Source organism: Dietzia sp. 111N12-1 (assembly GCF_001658045.1).
GTDB classification, from domain to species: Bacteria; Actinomycetota; Actinomycetes; order Mycobacteriales; family Mycobacteriaceae; genus Dietzia; species Dietzia kunjamensis.
This window is the reverse complement of sequence record NZ_LSSV01000038.1, coordinates 20,267-40,661: the sequence shown is the minus strand read 5'-3', so window position 1 is coordinate 40,661 and position 20,395 is coordinate 20,267. Positions and strand designations below refer to the sequence as shown.

The following is a 20,395-nucleotide window of genomic DNA, read 5'->3' as shown; positions in this document are numbered from 1 at the left end:
AACATCGCCTTCCGATACGCCGATATTGTCGGGTCGGACGGGCGCTCGTGGGGACGCCATCTCCCGGCGGCGGGGTCACACCCGGCGGGAGCGAAGGGATCGATCACTGGTGACGTGCACGGGTGACGTTCATGGGTGATGTGGTGTTCACCCGCGCGGAGAAGCTCGACGCGCCGCCGATGCCCGGTGGGGAGCTGGCGCTGCAGGCACCGCCCGCCCTGCCCCGGCCCACGCCCCGGCCCCTCGTCCAGATCATCCTGCCGATCGTGCTGGTGGTGGCCGTGGGCGGGATGGTCGTGGTGGTGATGCGGACCGGCATGATGCGCAATCCCATGTTCATGCTCTTCCCGGTGATGATGGCGGTCTCCGCCGTCGGCATGCTCGCGGGGACTCTGAGCGGCGGTAACAAGACCGCCGAGACCGACGAACTGCGGAAGGACTACCTGCGCTATCTCGGCCAGACCCGCGACACCGTGCGCGCGACCGCATCCGCCCAGCGCGCCGCCGCCCTGTGGCGTCACCCGGATCCGGTGGAGCTGCCCGCGTTGGTGGGCACGCCCCGGATGTGGGAACGCGACGAGTCGGATCCCGAGGACCTCACCATCCGGGTGGGCCCGGGCCGTCAGGCACTGGCGACCCGGGTGGACGCGCCCGACACCGGCCCGGTCGACGACCTGGAGCCGGTCTCGGTGGTGAGCATGCGCCGCTTCGTCCGCGTGCACTCGGTGGTCGACGACCTGCCCGTGGCGCTGGAGCTGCGCGCGTTCGCCGCGCTGTCGCTCGACGGTGAGGTGGAGGTGGTGCGTTCCGCGGTACGCGCGATGATCGCCGGGCTCGTCGTGGCCCACGGGCCCGACAGGGTCCGGGTCGCGGTGGCCGCGAGCGAGGGCGACGCCCGTCAGGCCTGGGAGTGGCTCAAATGGCTCCCGCACCACGAACACCCCGACTACACCGACGGCGGTGGTCGGGTCCGGCTCACCGAGTTCTCTCTCGCCGGGGCGGAGTCGATGCTGGGAACGGGCATCTCCGACCGTTCGGCGTTCTCACCGAGTGCCCCGGTCGTGCCGGGACGGGCGCACCTCGTCGTCGTCGTCGACGGTGTGGGCGTCACCGGCGCGGAACGTCTCCTGGCGGAGGACGGACTGGACGGGGTCACGGTGCTCGAGGTCTCCGGCAGCCGCGCGGGGCAACTGCGCGACCTCGCGCTGCGCCGCGGCCTGTGCATCCGGGTCGACGACGACCGCGTGGCCCGCGTGCGCAGCGAGGCCGGGGACGAGGACATCGCCCGGGTCGACGCGATGAGCCCGCCGGAGGCCGAGCGGTTGGCCATGGCCCTGTCCCGGTACCGACCCGCCGACACGGTGACCCACGCCGACGGCTCCACCACGACCCGCCGCGCGCCCGGGCTTCCGGACCTGCTGGGCATCGGCGTGGCCACTCAGGTCGATCCCGCGGTGGCGTGGCGGCGGCGCGGCGAACGCGACCGGCTGCGCGTGCCGGTGGGGGTCAGCCCGGACGGTGCCCCCGTCGAGTTGGACCTCAAGGAGGCCGCGCACGGAGGCATGGGACCGCACGGTCTGTGCATCGGCGCGACGGGTTCGGGGAAGTCCGAGTTCCTGCGCACCCTCGTGCTGGGCCTGGTCGCCACCCACGACCCGGACTCGCTCAACCTCGTCCTGGTGGACTTCAAGGGCGGTGCCACGTTCCTCGGGCTGGAGTCGCTGGCGCACGTCGCCGCCGTCATCACCAACCTCCAGGCCGAGATCACCATGGTCGACCGGATGCGCGACGCGCTCGAGGGCGAGCTCACCCGCCGCCAGGAGGTGCTGCGTGCCGCGGGCAACTACGGAGGCGTCGGCCAGTACGAGGCCGCCCGTGCCAAAGGAGCCCCGCTCGAACCGCTCCCGGCGCTGGTGATCGTGGTCGACGAGTTCTCGGAACTCCTGTCGTCCAAACCCGAGTTCGCGGAACTGTTCCTCACCATCGGTCGCCTGGGCCGCAGCCTGCACATCCACCTGCTTCTCGCGTCGCAGCGGCTCGAGGAGGGGCGGCTGCGCGGGTTGGACAGCCACCTGTCCTACCGGATCGCGCTCAAGACGTTCTCCGCCACCGAGTCGCGCACGGTTCTCGGGGTCACCGATGCCTACCACCTCCCCGCCACCCCGGGCGCCGGGTACCTCAAAGTGGACGCCGGCGACCCGGTGCGCTTCGACGCCGCCTACGTCTCCGGGCCGTACCGGAAGGACCGTCGACTCGACGGGTCGTCGGTGGCCGCACCGGTCGCCCGCGCGGCGGTCCGCCCGTTCACGTCCTGGTACATGCCCGTGCCGGCCCCTACTCCGGCGGCGTCCGGGGTCGACGACGACGAGGCCCGCCCGTCCTCCGGCGCCGCGGACGAGGGGCCCGCCGACGGGTCCGCGAGCCTCCTCGAGGTCCTGGTGGGGCGACTCGCCGGGCACGGCAGGCCCGCGCACGAGGTGTGGCTGGCGCCGCTCGGGGAGGGGGCGCCGCTCGACGCCGCGGTAGGTACCGAACCGACGGACGAGCGCGCCGGGGCCGGACCCGAGGGCTCCGGAGCGACCCCGACGGCCGGTCGGCCGGCCCGCCTGAGGTTCCCGCTGGCCGAGGTGGACCTGCCGTTCGAACAGCGCCGCGCCATCTGGCACGCGGACCTCTCCGGGGCGGACGGCAACGTCGCCGTGGTGGGCGGGACGCGATCCGGCAAGTCGACCACGCTGTGCACGCTCGTGCTGTCCGCGGCGGCCACGAACGACCCCGGCCGCCTGTCGGTGTACGTCGTGGACCTGGGTGGCGGGGCGCTGCAGTCGGTCGCGGACCTGCCCCACGTCGGCGGGGTCGCCCGTCGTGGTGAGGACGAGAAGATCCGCCGCACGATCGCCGAGGTGGACGCCGAGCGCCGTCGCCGCGAGACCGCGTCCCGCGAGGACGGCGTGGCCTCCGTCGACCAGGCGCGGCGCCGGGTGGTCGACCGGGACGGCCGCCCTGTGGCGGAGTACCCCGACGTGCTCCTGGTGATCGACGGCTGGCAGGCCCTGCGCACCGAGTTCGAGGATCTCGAGCAGACCGTGCTGGGGCTGGCCGCGGACGGGCTGTCCTACGGGATCCACGTGGTGCTGTCCGCGTCCCGGTGGGCGGACCTCCGACCGGCGTTGCGTGACGCCCTCGGCACCCGGGTCGAACTGCGACTGGGGGATCCCACCGACTCGATGATCGATCGGCGGGCCGCGATGACCGTGCCCGCCGCCCCGGGCCGCGGGCTCACGCCGGACCGTCACCACATGCTCGTCCACCAGCCCCGCCTCGACGGGCGGGTCGACGCGGACGGCATGGCCGACGCGACCGCCGAGGCGTCCCGCCATCTCGCGCGCAGGTGGCGGGCGCGGGTGGGCGACGTCGCCGCGGCGCCGGTCCGGATGCTGCCGGAGGTGCTCCCGTACTCGCAGCTGGCGAGTCTGTCGCGCCCCGGCCCGGACGGACGCCGCACCCGGGTCCCGCTCGGGGTGGACGAGGCCGACCTCACGGCGGTCTACGCCGACCTCGAGGGCGACCCGCTGATGCTGGTACTCGGTGACTCCGAATGCGGCAAGACCTCGCTGCTGCGCTCGCTGGCTCGCGGACTGGTAGCCGGAAACGGCCCCGAGCACGCCAGACTCATCGTGGTCGACTACCGACGCACCATGCTCGGCGAGATCAAGGGAGACCACCTCGCGGGGTACGCGCCCACCGAGACCGCCCTGGCCCCGATGGTCGAGCACCTCGTCCGCGTCCTCGACGAGCGCATGCCGGGCGCCGACGTCACCCCGGAGGAACTGCGGGCGCGGTCGTGGTGGAGCGGCCCGCGGATCCACCTGCTCGTCGACGACCTCGATCTGGTCATCACCGGCGGGGGCAACCCGCTGCAACCGCTCACCCGGTTCCTGCCCCACGCCCGCGACATCGGTCTGACGGTGGTCCTGGCACGGCGCAGCGCCGGGGCGTCGCGGGCGATGTTCGACCCGTTCGTCGCCCGCATCCGGGATCTCGGCGGGGCCGGGTTCCTCATGTCCGGCAGTCGGGAGGAGGGCCCACTGCTCGGCGGTATCCGGCCGGGGCCGCTGCCGGCGGGCCGGGGCCGACTCATCACCCGCGACGGCGGCGTCCGGCTGGTGCAGACCGCCCTGTCCGAGCCGGGACAGGGCGGCGAGGTGTGACCGACACGCGGGCGGCGACCCTGGCCGTCGACCTGTCCTGCTCGGGGCTGACGGTGGCGGCGGCGTCCGCCTCCGCGGTGCTGTCCCCGGTGGTCGCTCCGGCATCGGTGCTCGCCGGGTTGGACGGCTCGGCGCTCCCGCCGGGGGGCGATCGCCTCGAGTGCTCCGCCCGCGTGGAGGTCGCCGCCGGCCGCTTCCCGGACCGCTGCCTGGCCGATCCGGTCGCGCACGCCCACCGTGACCGCGTCGAGGTCGCGGGCCTGTCGGTCCCGGTCTCAGAACTCCTCGGTGCCCCCGTGACCCGGGCACTGCGGTGGGGAGGGGCCCGCGAGGGCGACGCCGTGGTGCTGGTCGTACCCACCGACTGGGGGACCAGCCGCACCACGCGGCTCGTCGGCGCCGCCCACGGCGCGGGGGTCACCGCCCACGTGGTCAGGTCCGCGCTGGTCACCGCCGAGGCCCTGCCGTCGTCCTCCGCACGGTGGGCGCTCTGCGTGGAGTCCTGCCACACGCGGACCACCGTGGGACTCGTCGAGCGGACCCGTGGCGGACTCGTACTCGTCGACCGGGCCGTGGTGCACCGGCGGGACCCCTGTCGCGACACCGCGGTCGACGATGAGGTGCCGCGGGTCCTCGACGCCGTCGCCGAGGTGCGCCGTCGCCGGCGTGAGGCGGGCACCGGGTCGACCGAGGTGCTGGTGCGCGGTCGCCTCGCCGAGCGCGTCGTGGACGCCTGCGACCGGGCCCGACTGCTGTCCTTCGTGGTCCCCGCGATCTCACCGGTCGAGGCGGCGTGGCGCCTGTACGCGACCGCGTGACCGGGTCGCGTGACCGGACCGCGCGGGCGGCCCGGACACGAGCGGGACGGACGAGTTTTTACCGATCCTGCGGAACCGAACCGCCCCACGGGCGCGTCGAACACTGTGACGGACCCAGAAGGGGATTCCGCACCGACCACAGTGGAGGACGAGATGACCGGGTTCAACACCCACATCGGGACCATGGACACCGCGGCCAGGAGGGTCGACGACGTGAACCTGGAGATCGACCGCCTGCTCGGCACCGTGCGGGACTCGGTGTCCCAACTCGGCGGCTCGGTGTGGAGGGGCGCCGCGCAGGCCCGCTTCACCCAGATCATGACCGAATGGCAGCAGCAGAGCACCAAGCTCAACACCGCGCTGGCGGGGATCTCGGAGACGATGCGCACCAACAGCACATCGTTCGACGCAGCGGACCAGGATTCGGCCGCGCTCATCAACCGCGCCGGCGCCGCCGGGCCTCTCAACCTCTGACCACCAGCACCGCCAGCACCGCCAGCACCGGAAGGGTACCCCCATGACCTCAGGACAGATCACCTACAACCACGGCCCGATCGAGGCACTCGTCGGCCAGGTCACGCAGGCCTCGGTCAACCTGCGCACCACTCTCGACGATCTCAAGGCCTACCTCGCACCGCTGGTCGCCGAGTGGGAGGGCGACGCCGCCGTCGCCTACCAGGCGCACCAGAACGACTGGGATCAGGCCGCGGCCGCGCTCCAGTCGATGCTCGCCGAGATCTCCCGCGCCGCCGGCCAGGGCAATCAGGGTATGGCCGACGCCGATCGTCGCGCCGCCCAGGGCTGGGGCTGAACCGGCTCGACGGGCACCCCGACCCCGCCGACGTCCCGCGACGACGGCGGGGTCGTGGCGTGTCGACCGGATGCGTCCGGCCCGCGGGCGTCCTACCGTCGCGGCACGACCCGGGAACGATCCCGGTGAACGCCACGTGGAGAACGCCACACGAAGGGGGACCGCATGTACGTCACGCACGATCCGTCGACCGGCCGGACCGACCGCGAGTACGAGCAGACCGAGGACGTCGACGCCATCCTGAGCACCGTCACCGAGGGGTTCACCGCCTGGCGCGCGACGGAGGTGTCCGAGCGGGCACGGATCCTCCTGGCGATCGCCGACGCCTTCGAGGAGCACCAAGAGGAGCTCGGCAAGGCGATCACCACCGAGATGGGCAAGCTCCCCGCGCAGGCCCGCGGCGAGGTGGCCCTCGCGGCGTCGATCTACCGCTGGTACGGCGAGCACGGTCCCGCGCTGCTCGAGTCCGACACCCTCGATGTGCCGGACGCCCGCCTCAACCGGGTGACCTACGAGCCGGTCGGCCCGCTGGTCGGCATCATGCCGTGGAACTACCCCTACTACCAGGTGGCCCGGTTCGCGGCGCCCAACCTGCTGCTGGGCAACACCATCGTGCTCAAGCACGCGAGCATCTGCGCCCGCTCGTCGGCGGCGATCGAGAAGGTCCAGCGCGGAGCCGGCCTCCCCGAGGACGCCTACGTCAACGTGTACGCCTCCAGTGACACGGTGGCCGAGATGATCGCCGACCCCAGGATCAAGGGCGTCTCCCTCACCGGCAGCGAGGGCGCCGGCGCCGCGGTGGCCACCGTCGCCGCGAAGAACCTCAAGCCCAGCGTCCTGGAGCTCGGCGGCTCGGACCCGCTCGTCGTCCTGGACGCCGACGACCTCGACGAACTGGTCGAGACCGTGGGCCGGGCGCGGCTGTCGAACTGCGGGCAGGCCTGCAACTCGCCCAAGCGGATCTTCGTGCCCGCGCAGATGAAGGACGACTTCGTCGGGCGGCTGAAGAACCTCTACGAGGAACTGGCCGTCGGGCCCGCCGCCGACGAGGGCACCGAGCTGGGCCCGCTGTCCTCCGAGGACGCGCGCGACGGCGTGGTCGAGCAGGTCCAGCGCGCCGCGGAGCAGGGGGCGACGCTCGTCACGGGCGGCGCGGCGATCGATCGCCCCGGCGCATTCATGCAGCCCGCCGTCCTCACCGACATCACCCCGGAGATGGACGCCTACCGCGAGGAGATCTTCGGCCCCGTCGCCATGGTGTACGGCTACGACTCCGTCGACGAGGCCGTGCGGATCGCCAACGACACCCCGTTCGGTCTGTCCGGCTCGGTGTGGGGAACCGACGTCGACCGCGCCTCCGAGGTGGCCGAGCGGCTCGAGGTGGGGATGGCCTACGTCAACGAACACGGCACGACGATGCCCGGCCTGCCGTTCGGCGGCGTCAAGCGTTCGGGCTACGGCCGCGAGCTCGGCCGCTGGGGACTGACCGAGTTCGCCAACGTCCGGCTCCAGCGGGTGCACTGACCCGGCAACACGCCCACCCCGCGAACGACGACAGGGCCCCGGCTGCACAACGCAGCCGGGGCCCTGTTCGCGCGCGAGGTCGCGTCAGCGAGCCCCGGCGTACGCCTGCGCGAGTCGCGCGATCTTCTGGGCCCGGGCCAGGCGCGGCAGGTCGGCGCCGTCGCGGGCGCGCTCACCGCCGGGACCGAGCTCATCGATCACGGACTCGGCCCACGAGACGTCGGCCGCGGAGGGGGAGAGAACCTCGTTGATGTAGGGCGCCTGGTCCACGCGGAGGCACAGCTTGCCGGTCATGCCCATCTCGACCGCGTGCTCGGCGGCGTCCTTGAGGACCTGCGTGTCATTGGAGATGGTCGGCCCGTCGATGGGCGGGGCCACGCGCGCGATCCGGCTGGCCACCACGAACTGCGAGCGCGTGTACGCCAGTGCGATCTGCGACGACCCGATGCCCGTGTCGCGACGGAAGTCACCGACGCCGAACGCCAGCCGCACCACCTGCTCGGACTTGGCGATCTCGGCGGCCTGGGCGAGACCGTCGGCCGACTCCACCAGCGCGACGATCGGGGTGTTCTCGGCCAGACGCGCGGCAGTGAGGGAGACGTGCTCGGCGTTCTCGGTCTTGGCCAGCATCACGCCGTCCAGCCCGGGGCAGTGCCCGAGCGCCATGAGGTCCTTCTCCCATTCGGGGGACCGGACGTCGTTGATGCGGATCCACGCGTGGTTCCCGGCCTCGAGCCACTGACGGACCTCACGACGGGCCCGTTCCTTCTCGGACTGCCGACACCCGTCTTCCACGTCGAGGACCACCACGTCCATCTCCGAGTTGACGGCGGCGTCGAAGCGCTCGGACTTGTCCGCGGGCAGCAGCAGCCACGAACGGGCGATGGTCGGTGGGATGGTCGACATGGGGCTCATGGGTTCCGGTCATCCTTTGGTCGTGAGGCGGCGACGATCGCGCTGGCAACCTCCCCACGATACGCCGGGCGCCCCCGGCGGGCGCATGCGGGAACGACTCTCACATCGCGGGTGCGGTGACCAGCTGGATCAGGTTGCCGCAGGTGTCGTCGAGGACCAGTGCCCACACCGGGCCCATCTCGGTGGGGGGTTGCACGATCCGGGCGCCCCGCTCCTTCAGTTCGTCGTGCACCCGGTGGATGTCGTCCACCTCGAACTGCGCGGCCGGGATGCCGTCGGCGTGCAGGGCGGTGGCGTACGCGCGCGCCGCGGGGTGCTGGTCGGGCTCGAGCAGCAGCTGCGTGCCACCCGGGTCGCCCGGGTCCACCACCGTGAGCCAGCGGAAGTCCCCGGCCGGGAGATCGTGCTTGATCACGAAGCCCAGGACCTCGGTGTAGAAGGCCAGTGCGCGGGTCTGGTCATCGACGTGGACGGAGGTCACTGTGATGCGCGGCATACTCTCCACGGTAGGTCGGTGGGCGTCCGTCGGCATCCGCTCCGCGGCCGCCGGAGCCCATTGCTGACAGGAACTGTCCGCAAAGCGAGCGGTGAGTGTTGACTGGGACGCGGGCGGGGGACACCCTTTCTAGGTGAGCACCCGATCCTCTTCCGCGCCGGCGATAGAAGCAGAACACCTCGTGAAGCGCTTCGGTGATTTCACCGCCGTGGACGACATCTCGTTCGCGGTCCCCACCGGAACCGTCCTCGGGCTGCTCGGCCCCAACGGCTCCGGCAAGACGACCACCATCCGGATGATGACCACGCTGAGCCCGCCGACCTCGGGAACCGCCCGGGTCGCCGGGCACGATGTGCTGCGTGAGCCGGCACAGGTCCGCAAGGCGATGGGCCTGACGGCCCAGTCGGCAACGGTGGACGAGTTGCTCACCGGGCGCGAGAACCTCCGCCTCATCGGCGACCTCTACGGCCTGCCCAAGAGGGCGGTCAAGGCGCGCGCGGACGAACTGCTCGAGAAGTTCTCCCTGACCGATGCCGCCACCAGGGTCGCGAAGAGCTACTCCGGCGGAATGCGGCGTCGGCTCGACCTCGCGGCGAGCCTCGTCGCCGCCCCGCCCGTGTTGTTCCTGGACGAGCCGACCACGGGGCTCGACCCGCGGTCGCGCAATGAACTGTGGGACGTCCTACGGGGTCTGGTGCGGGACGGCACGACGTTGCTGCTGACCACGCAGTACCTCGACGAGGCCGACCAGCTGGCCGACCGGGTGATCGTCATCGACCACGGCAGCGTCATCGCCGACGGGACGCCGTTGCAGCTCAAGGACCGTTCGGGCGCGGCGAGCCTGGTGGTCACGGTGTCCCGACCGGACGACGTGGACGAGGCCGCCCGCGTCCTGGCGGGGCGCATCGAGGATCTGCACGTCGACCGGGACGCGCGCCGTCTCACCGCGCCGTCGGAGGGGGTCTCGGCCCTGTCCGCGATCGCGGCGGACTTCACCGAGGCGGGTATCGAACTCGACGACATCGGCCTGCAACGGCCGAGTCTCGACGACGTCTTCCTCTCTCTCACGGGCCGCAAGGCGGAGGACCCGCAGACCGACACGACCGATCAGGAGTCCCGGGTATGAGCACTGTCGCCGACCCTGCCACCACGTCCCCGGAGCGGGAACGCTTCTCCGTGCCGGTCCGTCCCGACGGGCCCTCGTTCGGCCGGCAGATCTCTGCCCTGGTGCGCCGCAACCTCTTCCACATCCGGCGCCAGCCGGAGAACCTCGCCGACGTCACCATCCAGCCGGTGATGTTCGTCCTGCTGTTCGCGTTCGTCTTCGGCGGTGCGATCGCCGTGGCGGGCAGCGGGGACTACCGGGAGTGGCTGCTGCCGGGGATCATGGCGCAGACCATGGCGTTCTCGTCGTTCGTCGTGGCCTCCGGGCTGTGCAACGACCTCAACAAGGGGATCATCGACCGCTTCCGGACGCTGCCCATCCAGCGATCGTCGATCCTCATCGCGCGCAGTGCGTCCAGCCTCATCCACTCCTCGATCGGCGTGGTCGTCATGTCGCTGACGGGCCTCATCGTGGGGTGGAGGATCCGCAGCGGGCTCCTCGACGCGCTGCTGGGGTACCTCATCCTGCTGGGCTTCGGCTTCGTCATGATCTGGATCGGCATCGTCGTGGGCTCGAGGCTCAAGACGATCGAGGCGGTGAACGGCGTCATGTTCACCACGACGTTCCCCATCACGTTCGTCGCCAACACCTTCGCCCCGCCGGAGTCGATGCCCGTGTGGTTGCGGGCGATCGCGGAGTGGAACCCGCTCTCCTCGGTCGTGCAGGCGATGCGTGAGCTCTGGGGGAACGCTCCGGCGGTCGGTCCGGACGCCGCCCTGCCGTTGCAGCACCCGGTGCTGGCGTCACTGTTGTGGATCGTCGGCCTGACGGTGGTGATCGCCCCGATAGCGATCAAGGCCTTCGACGCCCGCACCCGCGATTAGCGCGCCGGTCAGCCCGCCGACGAGCCCGCCGACGGGAGAGCCGGTACCGTCTCAGCGCTTCTTCCCGGGCGAGACGCGGATGGTGATCGAGCCGGTGATGGGCTCGACCCCGGCGTCGTCGACGAACGTCAGCGGGACCTCGACGTCCTGTCCGCTGGTGAAAGTCGAGAAGTCCGGCATGTCCGTCCACTCGGCGGTGACGGTCATGCCGCCGGTCGACATGGCGGGGTAGCGCACGTTCATCCCGACGGGGATCCATCGGTGGGTGGTGGGAACCGTGGCCTCGGCGAGCATGCCCACGGCCATCTCGGCGAGGTTGCACGCCGCGATCACGTGGAAGGTGCCGATGTGGTTGCGGTTGCCCCACCAGCCGGGTCCGCGGACGACGCAGCGGCCCGGTCGGAGTTCGACGACGTGCGGGTACGCCGTGCGGAAGTACGGGGCCTTGAGGCTCACCGCCGCGCTGAACAGGCGGGAGCCGAACGGGAGCCGGGTGGCGGTCTTCCACAGCCGGTAGGTGGAGGTGTCGGCGTGGTGGGTGGGGGAGGTGTCGGAGTCGGTCACGACGACGAGGTTACCCGCCGGTAAGTTCAGCGCGGTCGCCCACTGGGCTCGAACGCGTCCTCTCGGGCGAGGATCTGTGTCCCGTGACGCAGGAGCTCGTGGAGGCGATCCTGGTCGGCTCCGGGCTCGGCCACCCACAGGCGGTAGGCCGACAGCCCGATCCCCAGCGCGGCGTGCGCGGTCGCGGCGGGCACGAGATCGTCCACCGCCTGGCCGAGCCTGGCGGCGACGAACCCGGCCACGGCCCGGCGCCAGTCGGCGTACACGAGGGTCGAGTGCGCCTGCAGTTCGTCCACGCCGAGCAGGAGGCGCATCCGTAGTCGGTGCGCCTCCGTCTGCTCGCGGGGGAACGTGTTGAACGCGATGAGTGCGTCGGCGAGGGCGTCGCGCAGTGGCGTCTGCTCGGGCACGTCGGCGAGGTACTCCAGCATGAGGTCGATCTGCTCGTCGAACTCGCCCCAGGCGATGGCGGCCTTGCCGGGGAAATAGCGGAACAGCGTGCGGCGGGAGATGTGCGCGGCCTCGGCGATCTGGTCGACGCTGGTCGCGTCGTAGCCCTGCCGGGCGAACAGGTCGAGGGCCACGTCGACGATGGAGGCGCGCGTGGTCGACGGCCGACGTCCCGGGGGCCGTGTCCCGGTTCCGGGCAGTTCCGGCATTCCCATGACACGAGAGCCTAGATGAGTGACCCTTGCCACTGGCACTAAGTGCCAATATGATGCAGATCTCACCGGAAACCGGTGGGATGTCGCCGGAGTGCCAGACGAGAGGACACGTCATGGAGAACACGCAGAACACCGAGGTCGTGCTGGAGGAGGCCCTCATCGAGGAGGTCTCCATCGACGGCATGTGTGGGGTCTACTGAGATGACCTCCGCAGCAGCGCCGGCCGACGCCGAGCAGTCAGCCGCCCCGGCGGAATTCGACCTCGACGCCGGCTGGCGCCTGCACCCCGGGGTGGCGCTCCGGCCCGAGCCGTTCGGGGCACTGCTCTACCACTTCCACACCCGCAAGCTCAGCTTCCTCAAGTCGCCGACCATCGTCGAGGTGGTCCGCACCCTCGCCGACCACCCCACTGCGCGCGCCGCCTGTGCCGCCGCCGGGGTGTCGATCGATGATCCGGCGACAGCGCGGCTGTACCTGCACGCGCTCGGCCAGCTCGCCGCCTCGCGCATGATCGAGGAGACCTCATGACCAGCATGCTCGACCGTCCCGTCCCGGCGCCCGTCGGCCGCCTCGTCGACCAGTTCGAGCGCGGGCTCGACGCGCCGATCTGCCTGACCTGGGAACTCACCTACGCCTGCAACCTCGCCTGCGTGCACTGCCTGAGCTCCTCCGGTCGCCGTGACCCGCGCGAGCTCAGCACCGAGCAGTGCAAGGCGATCATCGACGAGTTGCAGAAGATGCAGGTCTTCTACGTCAACATCGGCGGAGGCGAGCCCACGGTCCGCTCCGATTTCTGGGAGCTGGTCGACTACGCCACCAGCCACCAGGTGGGCGTGAAGTTCTCCACCAACGGTGTCCGTATCGACGAGAAGGTCGCCAGGCGCCTGGCCGCGAGCGACTACGTGGACGTCCAGATCTCCATCGACGGTGCGACCGCGGAGGTCAACGACGCGGTCCGCGGCCCGGGGTCCTTCGACATGGCCTGCCGTGCGCTGCAGAACCTCAAGGACGCCGGCTTCACCGACGCCAAGATCTCGGTGGTGGTGACGCGCGAGAACGTCACCCAGCTGGACGAGTTCAAGGCGCTGGCCGACAAGTACGACGCGACCCTGCGCATCACCCGCCTGCGCCCGTCGGGCCGCGGCGCCGACGTGTGGGACGACCTGCACCCGCTGCCCGAGCAGCAGAGGGACCTGTACGACTGGCTGGTCGCGAACGGCTCCGACGTGCTCACGGGTGACAGCTTCTTCCACCTGTCGGCGTTCGGTGAAGGCCAGGGCTCGCTTCCCGGGCTCAACCTGTGCGGTGCCGGCCGTGTGGTGTGCCTGATCGACCCGATCGGCGACGTCTACGCCTGTCCGTTCGCCATCCACGAGGAGTTCCTCGCCGGCAACGTCGTCGCCGACGGCGGGTTCGAGACGGTGTGGCAGACCTCGGAGTTGTTCCGTGAGCTGCGCGAGCCGCAGTCGGCCGGGGCGTGTGCGTCCTGCGACTTCTATGACAGTTGCCGGGGTGGCTGCATGGCGGCCAAGTTCTTCACCGGGCTGCCGATGGACGGCCCGGACCCCGAGTGCGTCCAGGGGTACGGAGAGGGACTGCTCGCGGCTGAGCGCAGCATCCCCGACCCGTCGCAGGACCACACCCGGCCCATGGGACTCGCGGCGCGTAAGCAGCCCACCGGCCCGGTGCCGCTGACCCTCGTCACGACACCACCGCGCCGGCCCACCAGCCTGTGCGACGAGTCCCCGATCTGAAACCGGCCCGCCCGGACGAACCCCGCTGGCCCGGACCAACCCCGCAAGACCGGACGAACCCCCTAGAAGGAGCACCCACCACCGTGTCCCGCCTGTCGAAGATCGCCGAGGCCAACCCCTGGCGCCAGAACCCGTGGTTCGAGTCGGTCGCGGAGGCCCAGCGCCGCGCGAAGAAGAAGCTGCCCAAGAGCGTGTACATGGCGCTCGTCGGCGGAAGCGAAGCGGGGGTGACCATCCGCGACAACATGGACGCCTTCACCGAGCTCGAGCCCAAGCCCCACGTGATCGGCGCCAAGCAGGACCGCGAGATGGCCACCACGGTGATGGGCCAGCCCATCAGCCTGCCGGTGATGATCTCGCCGACCGGCGTCCAGGCCGTCACGCCGGACGGCGAGGTGGACGTGGCCCGCGCCGCGGCCGCCCGCGGCACGGCGATGGGACTGAGCTCGTTCGCGTCCAAGCCGATTGAGGAGGTCATCGCGGCCAACCCGCAGACCTTCTTCCAGGTGTACTGGCTCGGCGGCAAGGAGAAGGTGCTGGAGCGGCTGGAGCGCGCCAAGGCCGCCGGGGCGGCGGGCGTCATCCTCACCACCGACTGGTCGTTCTCGATGGGCCGTGACTGGGGCAGCCCGGCCATCCCGGAGAAGCTCGACGCCAGGGCCATGATCACCCTCGCCCCGCAGATCGCCGTGCGTCCCCGCTGGGCCGCCGAATGGGCCCGCGACGTGGTGGTCAACAAGCGGTTCCCCGATCTGACGACCCCCAACCTGGTGGGCAAGGGCGAGATGGGCCCGACGTTCTTCGGTGCCTACGGCGAGTGGATGGGCACCCCGCCGGCCACGTGGGAGGACATCGCCTGGGTCGTGGAGAACTACGACGGACCGGTCATGCTCAAGGGCATCACCCGGGTCGACGACGCCAAGCGGGCCGTCGACGCCGGGGTCACCGCGATCTCCGTCTCCAACCACGGCGGCAACAACCTCGACGCCACCCCGGCGTCCATCCGGTGCCTCGCGCCGATCGCCGACGAGGTGGGCGATCAGGTAGAGGTCCTGCTCGACGGCGGCATCCGTCGCGGTTCGGACGTGGCCAAGGCACTCGCGCTCGGTGCCCGGGCCGTGATGATCGGTCGCGCGTACCTGTGGGGGCTCGGGGCCAACGGCCAGGCGGGAGTGGAGAACGTCCTCGACATCATGCGTTCCGGACTCGACTCGAGCCTCATCGGGCTGAGCAAGTCCTCGATCTCCGAGCTGAACCGCGACGACTACGTCATCCCCGACGACTTCATGCGCCGTCTCGGCGTCTGACCCACCACCACGGAAGAGAAGGACACCCCCTGTAGTGGGAGATTTCGACGGCAAGGTCGTCTACATCACCGGTGTGGCCCGCGGCCAGGGCCGCAAGCACGCGATCCGCTTCGCGCGCGAGGGCGCCAGGATCATCGGCCTGGACCTGTGTGACTCGCCGTCCGAGTACGTGAAGTACCGGGCCGCCACCGAGGACGACCTGGCCACCACCATCGAGCGCGTGGAGGCCGAGGGAGGGGAGATCCTCGCCGAGGTCGGTGACGTCCGCGACCTGGCGTTCCAGCAGGCCCTCGTGGCCCGCGGCGTGGAGCGCTTCGGTGGCCGCCTGGACGTGGTGATCGCCAACGCGGGCATCTGCAACTGGGGCAAGGTCTGGGAGCTCGACGAGCAGCAGTGGCAGGACACCCTCGACATCAACCTCACGGGGTACTGGAAGACGCTGCGTGCGGCGATCCCGCACATGCTCTCCGCCGGTAACGGCGGGTCGATCATCCTGGTGAGCTCGGTGGCCGGTCTCAAGGCCATGCCGGTGCAGTCGCCCTACTCGGCGTCCAAGTACGGCGTGGTGGGCCTGGCCCAGACCGCGGCGAAGGAGCTCGGCGAGCACGGTATCCGGGTCAACACGATCCACCCCTACGGTGTCCAGACGCCGATGGGCGCGGAGGACCCCGACGCGCTCGAGGTGTTCAACACCATGCCGCAGTTCCTGCCGCACTTCACGCCGATCCTGGGGATGGGCATGGCCACCACCGACGACATCTCGGACTCGGTGATGTTCCTCGCCTCGGACGCCTCGCGGACCATCACCGCCTCGACCTTCACCGTCGACATGGGCGCGATCAAGGTCTGACCCGACGTGACGGGCGCGATCGGCGCGACCGGCCGGGCCGGTGCGGGAGTGCTTGCGGTGCTGCCCCTCGGGGCGACCGAGCAACACGGCCCGCACCTGCCGCCGGAGACGGACACCCTCCTGGCCACCGCGACCGCCCGCGCCCTCGCCCCCGGTGACGTCCGTGTGCTCCCCGGCCTCGCCTACGGTGCGAGCGGGGAGCACCAGGCGTTCGACGGGACCGTGTCGATCGGCACCGAGGCCCTCGCCGGGACGATCATCGAGCTCGGCCGGTCGGTGAGCGCCTGGGCGGACCGGCTCGTCGTGGTCAACGGGCACGGCGGCAACGTCGACGCACTGCGCCTCGCGGTACCCCGACTCCGCTACGAGGGCCGCGACGCCGCCTGGCTGCCCTGCCGCACGAGCGAGGACCCCACGGACACCCACGCCGGTCACGCCGAGACCTCGCTCCTGCTGCATCTGCACCCCGACCTCGTGCGGGTCGACCTCGCCGCGCCCGGATGTGTCGAACCGTTGCCGCGGATCCTGCCCGCCCTCCGCGAGGGTGGCGTCGCGGCGGTGAGCCCGAACGGGGTGCTGGGCGACCCCACCACCGCCTCCGCCGACGAGGGCCGGCGCCTGTGGGAGGCGCTGCTCGACGACGCCCGCGGCCGCCTCGGACGCTGGCGGCCGGGGGAGGACGGGATGCTGCGATGAGCGAGGTCCCCCACGTTCTGCTCGACCGTCGTACCCGGGTATTGCGCCGTGGCGACGTCGTGCGGGTGCTGGGTGGCGACCCGGTCACCCTGATCACGCCGTCGCCGGCCGTGTCGGCTCTCCTGGACGGCGGCGAGACGGTCGCCACCGACACCCCCGCGGGTGCGGCCCTCGCGCGTGCCCTCACGGACCGGGGGATGGCCCACCCCGCCGGCACCGCGACGGGCACCCGTCCGCTGGCGGCCGTCGCGGTGGTGGTCCCCGTCCGTGACGACGCCGCCGGGGTCGCCGCGCTCTCGAAGGCGCTCGCGCCGGAACTCGCCCGCGGACTGCACCTCGTCGTCGTCGACGACGGCTCCACGCCGCCCCTGACCACCTCCGCCTCCCTGACCACCCCCGCCACCCCGGCCACCTCCGTCACCCCGGCCGCCACCACAATCCTGCGCCACGACGAGTCGAGGGGACCCGCCGCCGCCCGCAACGCGGGCACCGCCGCGGCCGTCGGGGCCGGGGCGCAGGTGGTGGTCTACCTCGACGCCGATGTGATCCCGCTGCCCGGGTGGCTCGACGTCCTGCTCGCCCGCCTCGACGACCCCCGGGTCGCCGCGGTCGCGCCCCGCATCGTGGCCGCCGAACCGGGGCGGTTCTGGGTACGCGGGTACGAGACGGCCCGCTCCGCGTTGGACATGGGGCCCGAGCCTGCGAGGGTCCGACCCCGCACACGGGTGGCGTACGTCCCCAGCGCGGCGCTCGCGGTACGACCCGACCGGTTGCCGCCCCCTCCCGAGGGCGGGGGAATCGGCCCGTTCGACGAACGCATGCGCGTCGCCGAGGACGTGGACCTGTGCTGGCGCACCGATGCCGCGGGGAGCCATCTGCGCTACGAGCCGGCCGCCAGGGTGGCGCACCGGCATCGTACCTCGCTCGGCGCGGTGTTGGCGCGGCGCGCGTTCTACGGGCGTGGAGCGGCACCGCTCGCCGACCGCCACGGGGCCGCCGTGGCGTCCGCGGTGGCCGCGCCGTGGTCTCTCGCCGTGGCGATCGGGGTGTGGAGCGCTACGCCGGTGGGGTCGCTGGTCGCGGCCGGTGCGATCGGGAGAGCGTGGTGGCGGACCCGCGGCCTCACCGGGGACGGTCGCGCGGCCGCCGGGTTGGTCACCCGGGGAGCCGGGGCGTCGGTCCGTCAGCTACCGCAGGCACTACTACGCCCGTATTGGCCGGTCACGGCGGGCGCGCTCGCCGCCACCGCCCGGTCCCGTTCCCACGCGGCTCGCGGCCTGCGCCAGCGTCTCCTCGCCGCGGCGGTGGCCGAGGGTCTGTGGCACTGGTGGACCGCCCGGGAACCCGGACGGCTGCCGATCGACGAACCCCTCGGGCACGTCCTTCTCCACCGTCTCGACGACCTGGCCTACGGGGTCGGTGTGTGGCGCTCGGCGTGGGCCGCGCGCTCGCTCGACGCACTGCGACCGGACGTCACGCGGTGAGCGGCGGAGAGGGATCCCGTGCCGCGAGGGCCGACGTGGTGGTGGTCGGCGCGGGCCCGGCCGGCTGCGTGATGGGCCGCCGCCTCGCCGAGGCCGGTGCCGACGTCCTCCTGGTGGAGTCCGGCACCGCGAGCGCCTCGCCGCGCGCGGGCCTGCTCGACGTGGGTCCGGGGTCGCAGGTCGTCGCCCGTCATCGCGCCACACTCGGCGAGGCGAGACTCGACCTGCCCCGCGGCCGCACCCTCGGCGGGTCCGGAGCGGTCAACGGCGGGTACTGCACCCCGGCCCGGCCGGCGGACCTCGCGGAGTGGGGTCCGGACTGGCCGCGGCGGTACGCGGTGGGACTGGCCCGGGCCGCCGAGCGCCTCCGACCCGGCCTGGCGCCGATGGGGCCGGTCGCCGCGCAGGTGGCCGCCGCGTTCCCCGGCCGCGTGTCCGCGATCGGTCAGGCGCGCCGGGGCCCGCGGCGCGTCACCGCGTTCGACGCCTGGGACCCGTCCGGCGCGGGGGCCCGGGTGCGCACCGGGGCGCAGGTCCGGTCGCTCCGGTGGGAGGGCGGGCGCGTCGCCGGACGGTGTGACGGCGTGGTGCTCGACGACGACGAGGAGATCGGTGCCGGACAGGTGGTGCTGTGTGCGGGGGCGATCGGGACGGCCGCCCTGCTGATGGGGTCCGGGATCGGACCGTCCACTGGACACCCGGTGGGCCACGGGGTGCAGGAGCATCCGGAGCTGCTGTTGGACCTTCCCGCGGACGTCCTGTCGGGCCGGGACCCGTACCCGCGTCCCGGCCCGGACGCGCCCGGGGGGCTGCCACCCCTGCTCTCCCATGTCGTCCGGCTGCAGCTGTCCGCGGCGGCCGAGGTCGAGATCCGTCCCTATGCCGTCCCCCTGCACCACGTCATCCCCGGCCTGGTGCCGGCGCCGCGCCGGATCGGGGTCGCCCTGATGACCCCGGTCGGTCGTGGCCGGATCGGTGACGACGGGACCGTGCACCTGGCCGACGATCCGCACGACGCGGCCGTCCTCGCCGAGGCCGCCGCGAGGGTGGCGGAGCGGATGGGCCTGGACGGGGACGTCACGGTCTCGACCTCGCAGCACCTGTCCGGCACCGCGCGGATCGGGGAGGTGCTCGACGACTCCGGACGTGTCCTGGGGGTGCCGGGACTGCGGGTCGCCGATGCGTCGGCGCTGCCCTCGCTGCCGCGGTGCGGCCCCTACTACACGGTCCTCGCGGTGGCCGAGGACCTCGCTACGCGGGTGATCGCCGAGCGGGCGTGGTAGAACGGCACGAGAACACGTTCCACCGATGGGGTGGGCGGCATCCCGGGAGGCCCGTACATGTCGAGTACCGAGACGATCTGCGAACCGCGGCAGTTCACGGTGGAACGCGACGGCGGTGTCACGCTGGTCGGCGAGGTGTGGGATCCGGTGGATCCGGCGGGCGACTCGCTCGACCCGGTCGAGGAGATCCTCATGCTGCACGGGGGTGCCCAGACCCGCCACGCGTGGAGCCGCGCCGCCCGCCGGCTGTCGGGGGAGGGGTACAGGGTCACCGCGATGGACGCCCGTGGTCACGGGGACAGCGACTGGGATCCGGAGGGTGACTACGACATCCACCGGCTGGCCGCGGACCTCGAGGCGATCGTCGCCGAGCGGTTCCCCTCCCGGCGTCCGGTGATCGTCGGCGCGTCCCTCGGCGGGATGACCGCGATGCTCTCGCTGGGCACCGGCAAGGACGTCGCCCGTGCGCTCGTCCTGGTGGACGTCACCCCGAAGCTTGAGGCAAAGGGTGTCGAGCGGGTCGGGGAGTTCATGCGCTCCGGGTTTAACGGGTTCGCCAGTCTCGAGGAGGCCGCCGACGCGATCGCCGCCTACCAGCCGCAGCGCAAGCGACCGCCTAATCCCGAGGGCCTGCGCAAGAACCTCCGGCTGCGCGAGGACGGACGGTGGCACTGGCACTGGGACCCCCGCTTCGCCGGTTGCGCCTCGGCCGACAACGCGGAACTCGGCAACGCCTTTTTCGAGGAGCTCGTCCCGCACATCACGCAACCGACCCTGCTCATCCGGGGCTCGGCGTCGGACATCGTCAGTGACGAGTCGGTGCGGCACCTGCGGGGGCTGCTCCCGCACGCGTACACGATGGAGGTGCCCGACGCCGGGCACATGGTCGCGGGCGACGACAACGCGGTCTTCCTCGACCAGCTCGAGAAGTTCCTCGCCGAGGTCCTCGACTCGCCGCCCCGCCGGGAGACGTCCCGGGAGGCGTGAGGCCAGGGGGGAGCTGGGAATAACCCGCCTCCGGCGACGTT

General features: G+C 72.1%; 20 protein-coding genes. 16 read left to right on the top strand and 4 right to left on the bottom strand.

What is annotated here, in order from left to right; translation table 11 throughout:
• The first annotated feature begins 131 nt into the window (after nucleotides 1-131).
• The 5 genes from eccCa to AYO52_RS09975 all read left to right on the top strand — a co-directional run bounded on the left by eccCa (nucleotide 132) and on the right by AYO52_RS09975 (nucleotide 7,364).
• On the top strand, nucleotides 132-4,211 hold the full coding sequence (eccCa, locus tag AYO52_RS09995) for a type VII secretion protein EccCa (protein WP_067716989.1): 4,080 nt from the start codon (nucleotides 132-134) through the stop codon (nucleotides 4,209-4,211).
• Nucleotides 4,208-5,029 (top strand): hypothetical protein, encoded by an 822-nt coding sequence (locus AYO52_RS09990; protein ID WP_067716604.1) that lies wholly within the window; start codon nucleotides 4,208-4,210, stop codon nucleotides 5,027-5,029. Before eccCa ends, AYO52_RS09990 begins: the two co-directional genes overlap by 4 nt.
• A gap of 153 nt (nucleotides 5,030-5,182) precedes the next feature.
• Nucleotides 5,183-5,503, top strand: a complete 321-nt coding sequence (locus AYO52_RS09985) for a WXG100 family type VII secretion target (protein ID WP_067716986.1) — start codon at nucleotides 5,183-5,185, stop codon at nucleotides 5,501-5,503.
• 43 nt (nucleotides 5,504-5,546) lie between these two features.
• Nucleotides 5,547-5,840: a WXG100 family type VII secretion target gene (locus tag AYO52_RS09980; protein ID WP_067716601.1), complete on the top strand. Its 294-nt coding sequence runs from the start codon at nucleotides 5,547-5,549 to the stop codon at nucleotides 5,838-5,840.
• A gap of 165 nt (nucleotides 5,841-6,005) precedes the next feature.
• Complete coding sequence (locus tag AYO52_RS09975) at nucleotides 6,006-7,364, top strand: NAD-dependent succinate-semialdehyde dehydrogenase (RefSeq protein WP_067716599.1); 1,359 nt, start codon at nucleotides 6,006-6,008, stop codon at nucleotides 7,362-7,364.
• Nucleotides 7,365-7,448: 84 nt separating this feature from the next.
• On the opposite strand, the gene AYO52_RS09970 is transcribed toward AYO52_RS09975, so the two are convergent.
• Both AYO52_RS09970 and AYO52_RS09965 read right to left on the bottom strand, forming a co-directional pair.
• Entirely contained in the window at nucleotides 7,449-8,270 is an 822-nt protein-coding gene (locus AYO52_RS09970; protein WP_082923926.1) for a CoA ester lyase, read from the bottom strand.
• A 109-nt stretch (nucleotides 8,271-8,379) separates the two neighbouring features.
• Entirely contained in the window at nucleotides 8,380-8,775 is a 396-nt protein-coding gene (locus AYO52_RS09965; RefSeq protein WP_067716593.1) for a VOC family protein, read from the bottom strand.
• 133 nt (nucleotides 8,776-8,908) lie between these two features.
• Between AYO52_RS09965 and AYO52_RS09960 the strand changes: the two genes are divergently transcribed.
• The gene (locus tag AYO52_RS09960; RefSeq protein ID WP_067716591.1) at nucleotides 8,909-9,901 is read left to right on the top strand and encodes an ATP-binding cassette domain-containing protein; all 993 of its coding nucleotides are present in this window, start codon (nucleotides 8,909-8,911) and stop codon (nucleotides 9,899-9,901) included.
• Nucleotides 9,898-10,764, top strand: a complete 867-nt coding sequence (locus AYO52_RS09955) for an ABC transporter permease (RefSeq protein WP_067716588.1) — start codon at nucleotides 9,898-9,900, stop codon at nucleotides 10,762-10,764. The genes AYO52_RS09960 and AYO52_RS09955 overlap by 4 nt, the downstream gene beginning before the upstream one ends.
• A 51-nt stretch (nucleotides 10,765-10,815) precedes the next feature.
• Here AYO52_RS09955 and AYO52_RS09950 read toward each other — a convergent pair whose 3' ends face one another.
• Both AYO52_RS09950 and mftR read right to left on the bottom strand, forming a co-directional pair.
• Nucleotides 10,816-11,328, bottom strand: a complete 513-nt coding sequence (locus AYO52_RS09950) for a hotdog fold domain-containing protein (RefSeq protein ID WP_067716585.1) — start codon at nucleotides 11,326-11,328, stop codon at nucleotides 10,816-10,818.
• 26 nt (nucleotides 11,329-11,354) lie between these two features.
• Nucleotides 11,355-11,993, bottom strand: coding sequence for a mycofactocin system transcriptional regulator (gene mftR, locus AYO52_RS09945; protein ID WP_067716583.1), 639 nt, complete (start codon nucleotides 11,991-11,993; stop codon nucleotides 11,355-11,357).
• Between the two features lie 113 nt (nucleotides 11,994-12,106).
• On the opposite strand from mftR, the gene mftA reads away from it, so the two are divergent.
• The 9 genes from mftA to AYO52_RS09900 all read left to right on the top strand — a co-directional run bounded on the left by mftA (nucleotide 12,107) and on the right by AYO52_RS09900 (nucleotide 20,354).
• Complete coding sequence (gene mftA, locus AYO52_RS18295; RefSeq protein WP_067716580.1) at nucleotides 12,107-12,193, top strand: mycofactocin precursor MftA; 87 nt, start codon at nucleotides 12,107-12,109, stop codon at nucleotides 12,191-12,193.
• A gap of 1 nt (nucleotide 12,194) precedes the next feature.
• A complete protein-coding gene (mftB, locus tag AYO52_RS09935) occupies nucleotides 12,195-12,521 on the top strand; it encodes a mycofactocin biosynthesis chaperone MftB (protein ID WP_067716578.1) in 327 nt (108 codons plus the stop codon).
• Complete coding sequence (gene mftC / locus AYO52_RS09930) at nucleotides 12,518-13,747, top strand: mycofactocin radical SAM maturase (protein ID WP_067716575.1); 1,230 nt, start codon at nucleotides 12,518-12,520, stop codon at nucleotides 13,745-13,747. Before mftB ends, mftC begins: the two co-directional genes overlap by 4 nt.
• A gap of 83 nt (nucleotides 13,748-13,830) precedes the next feature.
• The gene (gene mftD, locus AYO52_RS09925) at nucleotides 13,831-15,054 is read left to right on the top strand and encodes a pre-mycofactocin synthase MftD (protein ID WP_067716572.1); all 1,224 of its coding nucleotides are present in this window, start codon (nucleotides 13,831-13,833) and stop codon (nucleotides 15,052-15,054) included.
• 34 nt (nucleotides 15,055-15,088) lie between these two features.
• Nucleotides 15,089-15,904: a mycofactocin-coupled SDR family oxidoreductase gene (locus tag AYO52_RS09920; RefSeq protein ID WP_067716570.1), complete on the top strand. Its 816-nt coding sequence runs from the start codon at nucleotides 15,089-15,091 to the stop codon at nucleotides 15,902-15,904.
• Between the two features lie 6 nt (nucleotides 15,905-15,910).
• Nucleotides 15,911-16,600, top strand: coding sequence for a mycofactocin biosynthesis peptidyl-dipeptidase MftE (gene mftE / locus AYO52_RS09915; RefSeq protein WP_007633256.1), 690 nt, complete (start codon nucleotides 15,911-15,913; stop codon nucleotides 16,598-16,600).
• Nucleotides 16,597-18,084: a mycofactocin biosynthesis glycosyltransferase MftF gene (gene mftF, locus AYO52_RS09910; RefSeq protein ID WP_067716567.1), complete on the top strand. Its 1,488-nt coding sequence runs from the start codon at nucleotides 16,597-16,599 to the stop codon at nucleotides 18,082-18,084. Before mftE ends, mftF begins: the two co-directional genes overlap by 4 nt.
• Complete coding sequence (mftG, locus tag AYO52_RS09905) at nucleotides 18,081-19,367, top strand: mycofactocin system GMC family oxidoreductase MftG (protein WP_245847280.1); 1,287 nt, start codon at nucleotides 18,081-18,083, stop codon at nucleotides 19,365-19,367. Before mftF ends, mftG begins: the two co-directional genes overlap by 4 nt.
• A gap of 57 nt (nucleotides 19,368-19,424) precedes the next feature.
• Complete coding sequence (locus AYO52_RS09900; protein WP_050797185.1) at nucleotides 19,425-20,354, top strand: alpha/beta fold hydrolase; 930 nt, start codon at nucleotides 19,425-19,427, stop codon at nucleotides 20,352-20,354.
• Nucleotides 20,355-20,395: the final 41 nt, after the last annotated feature.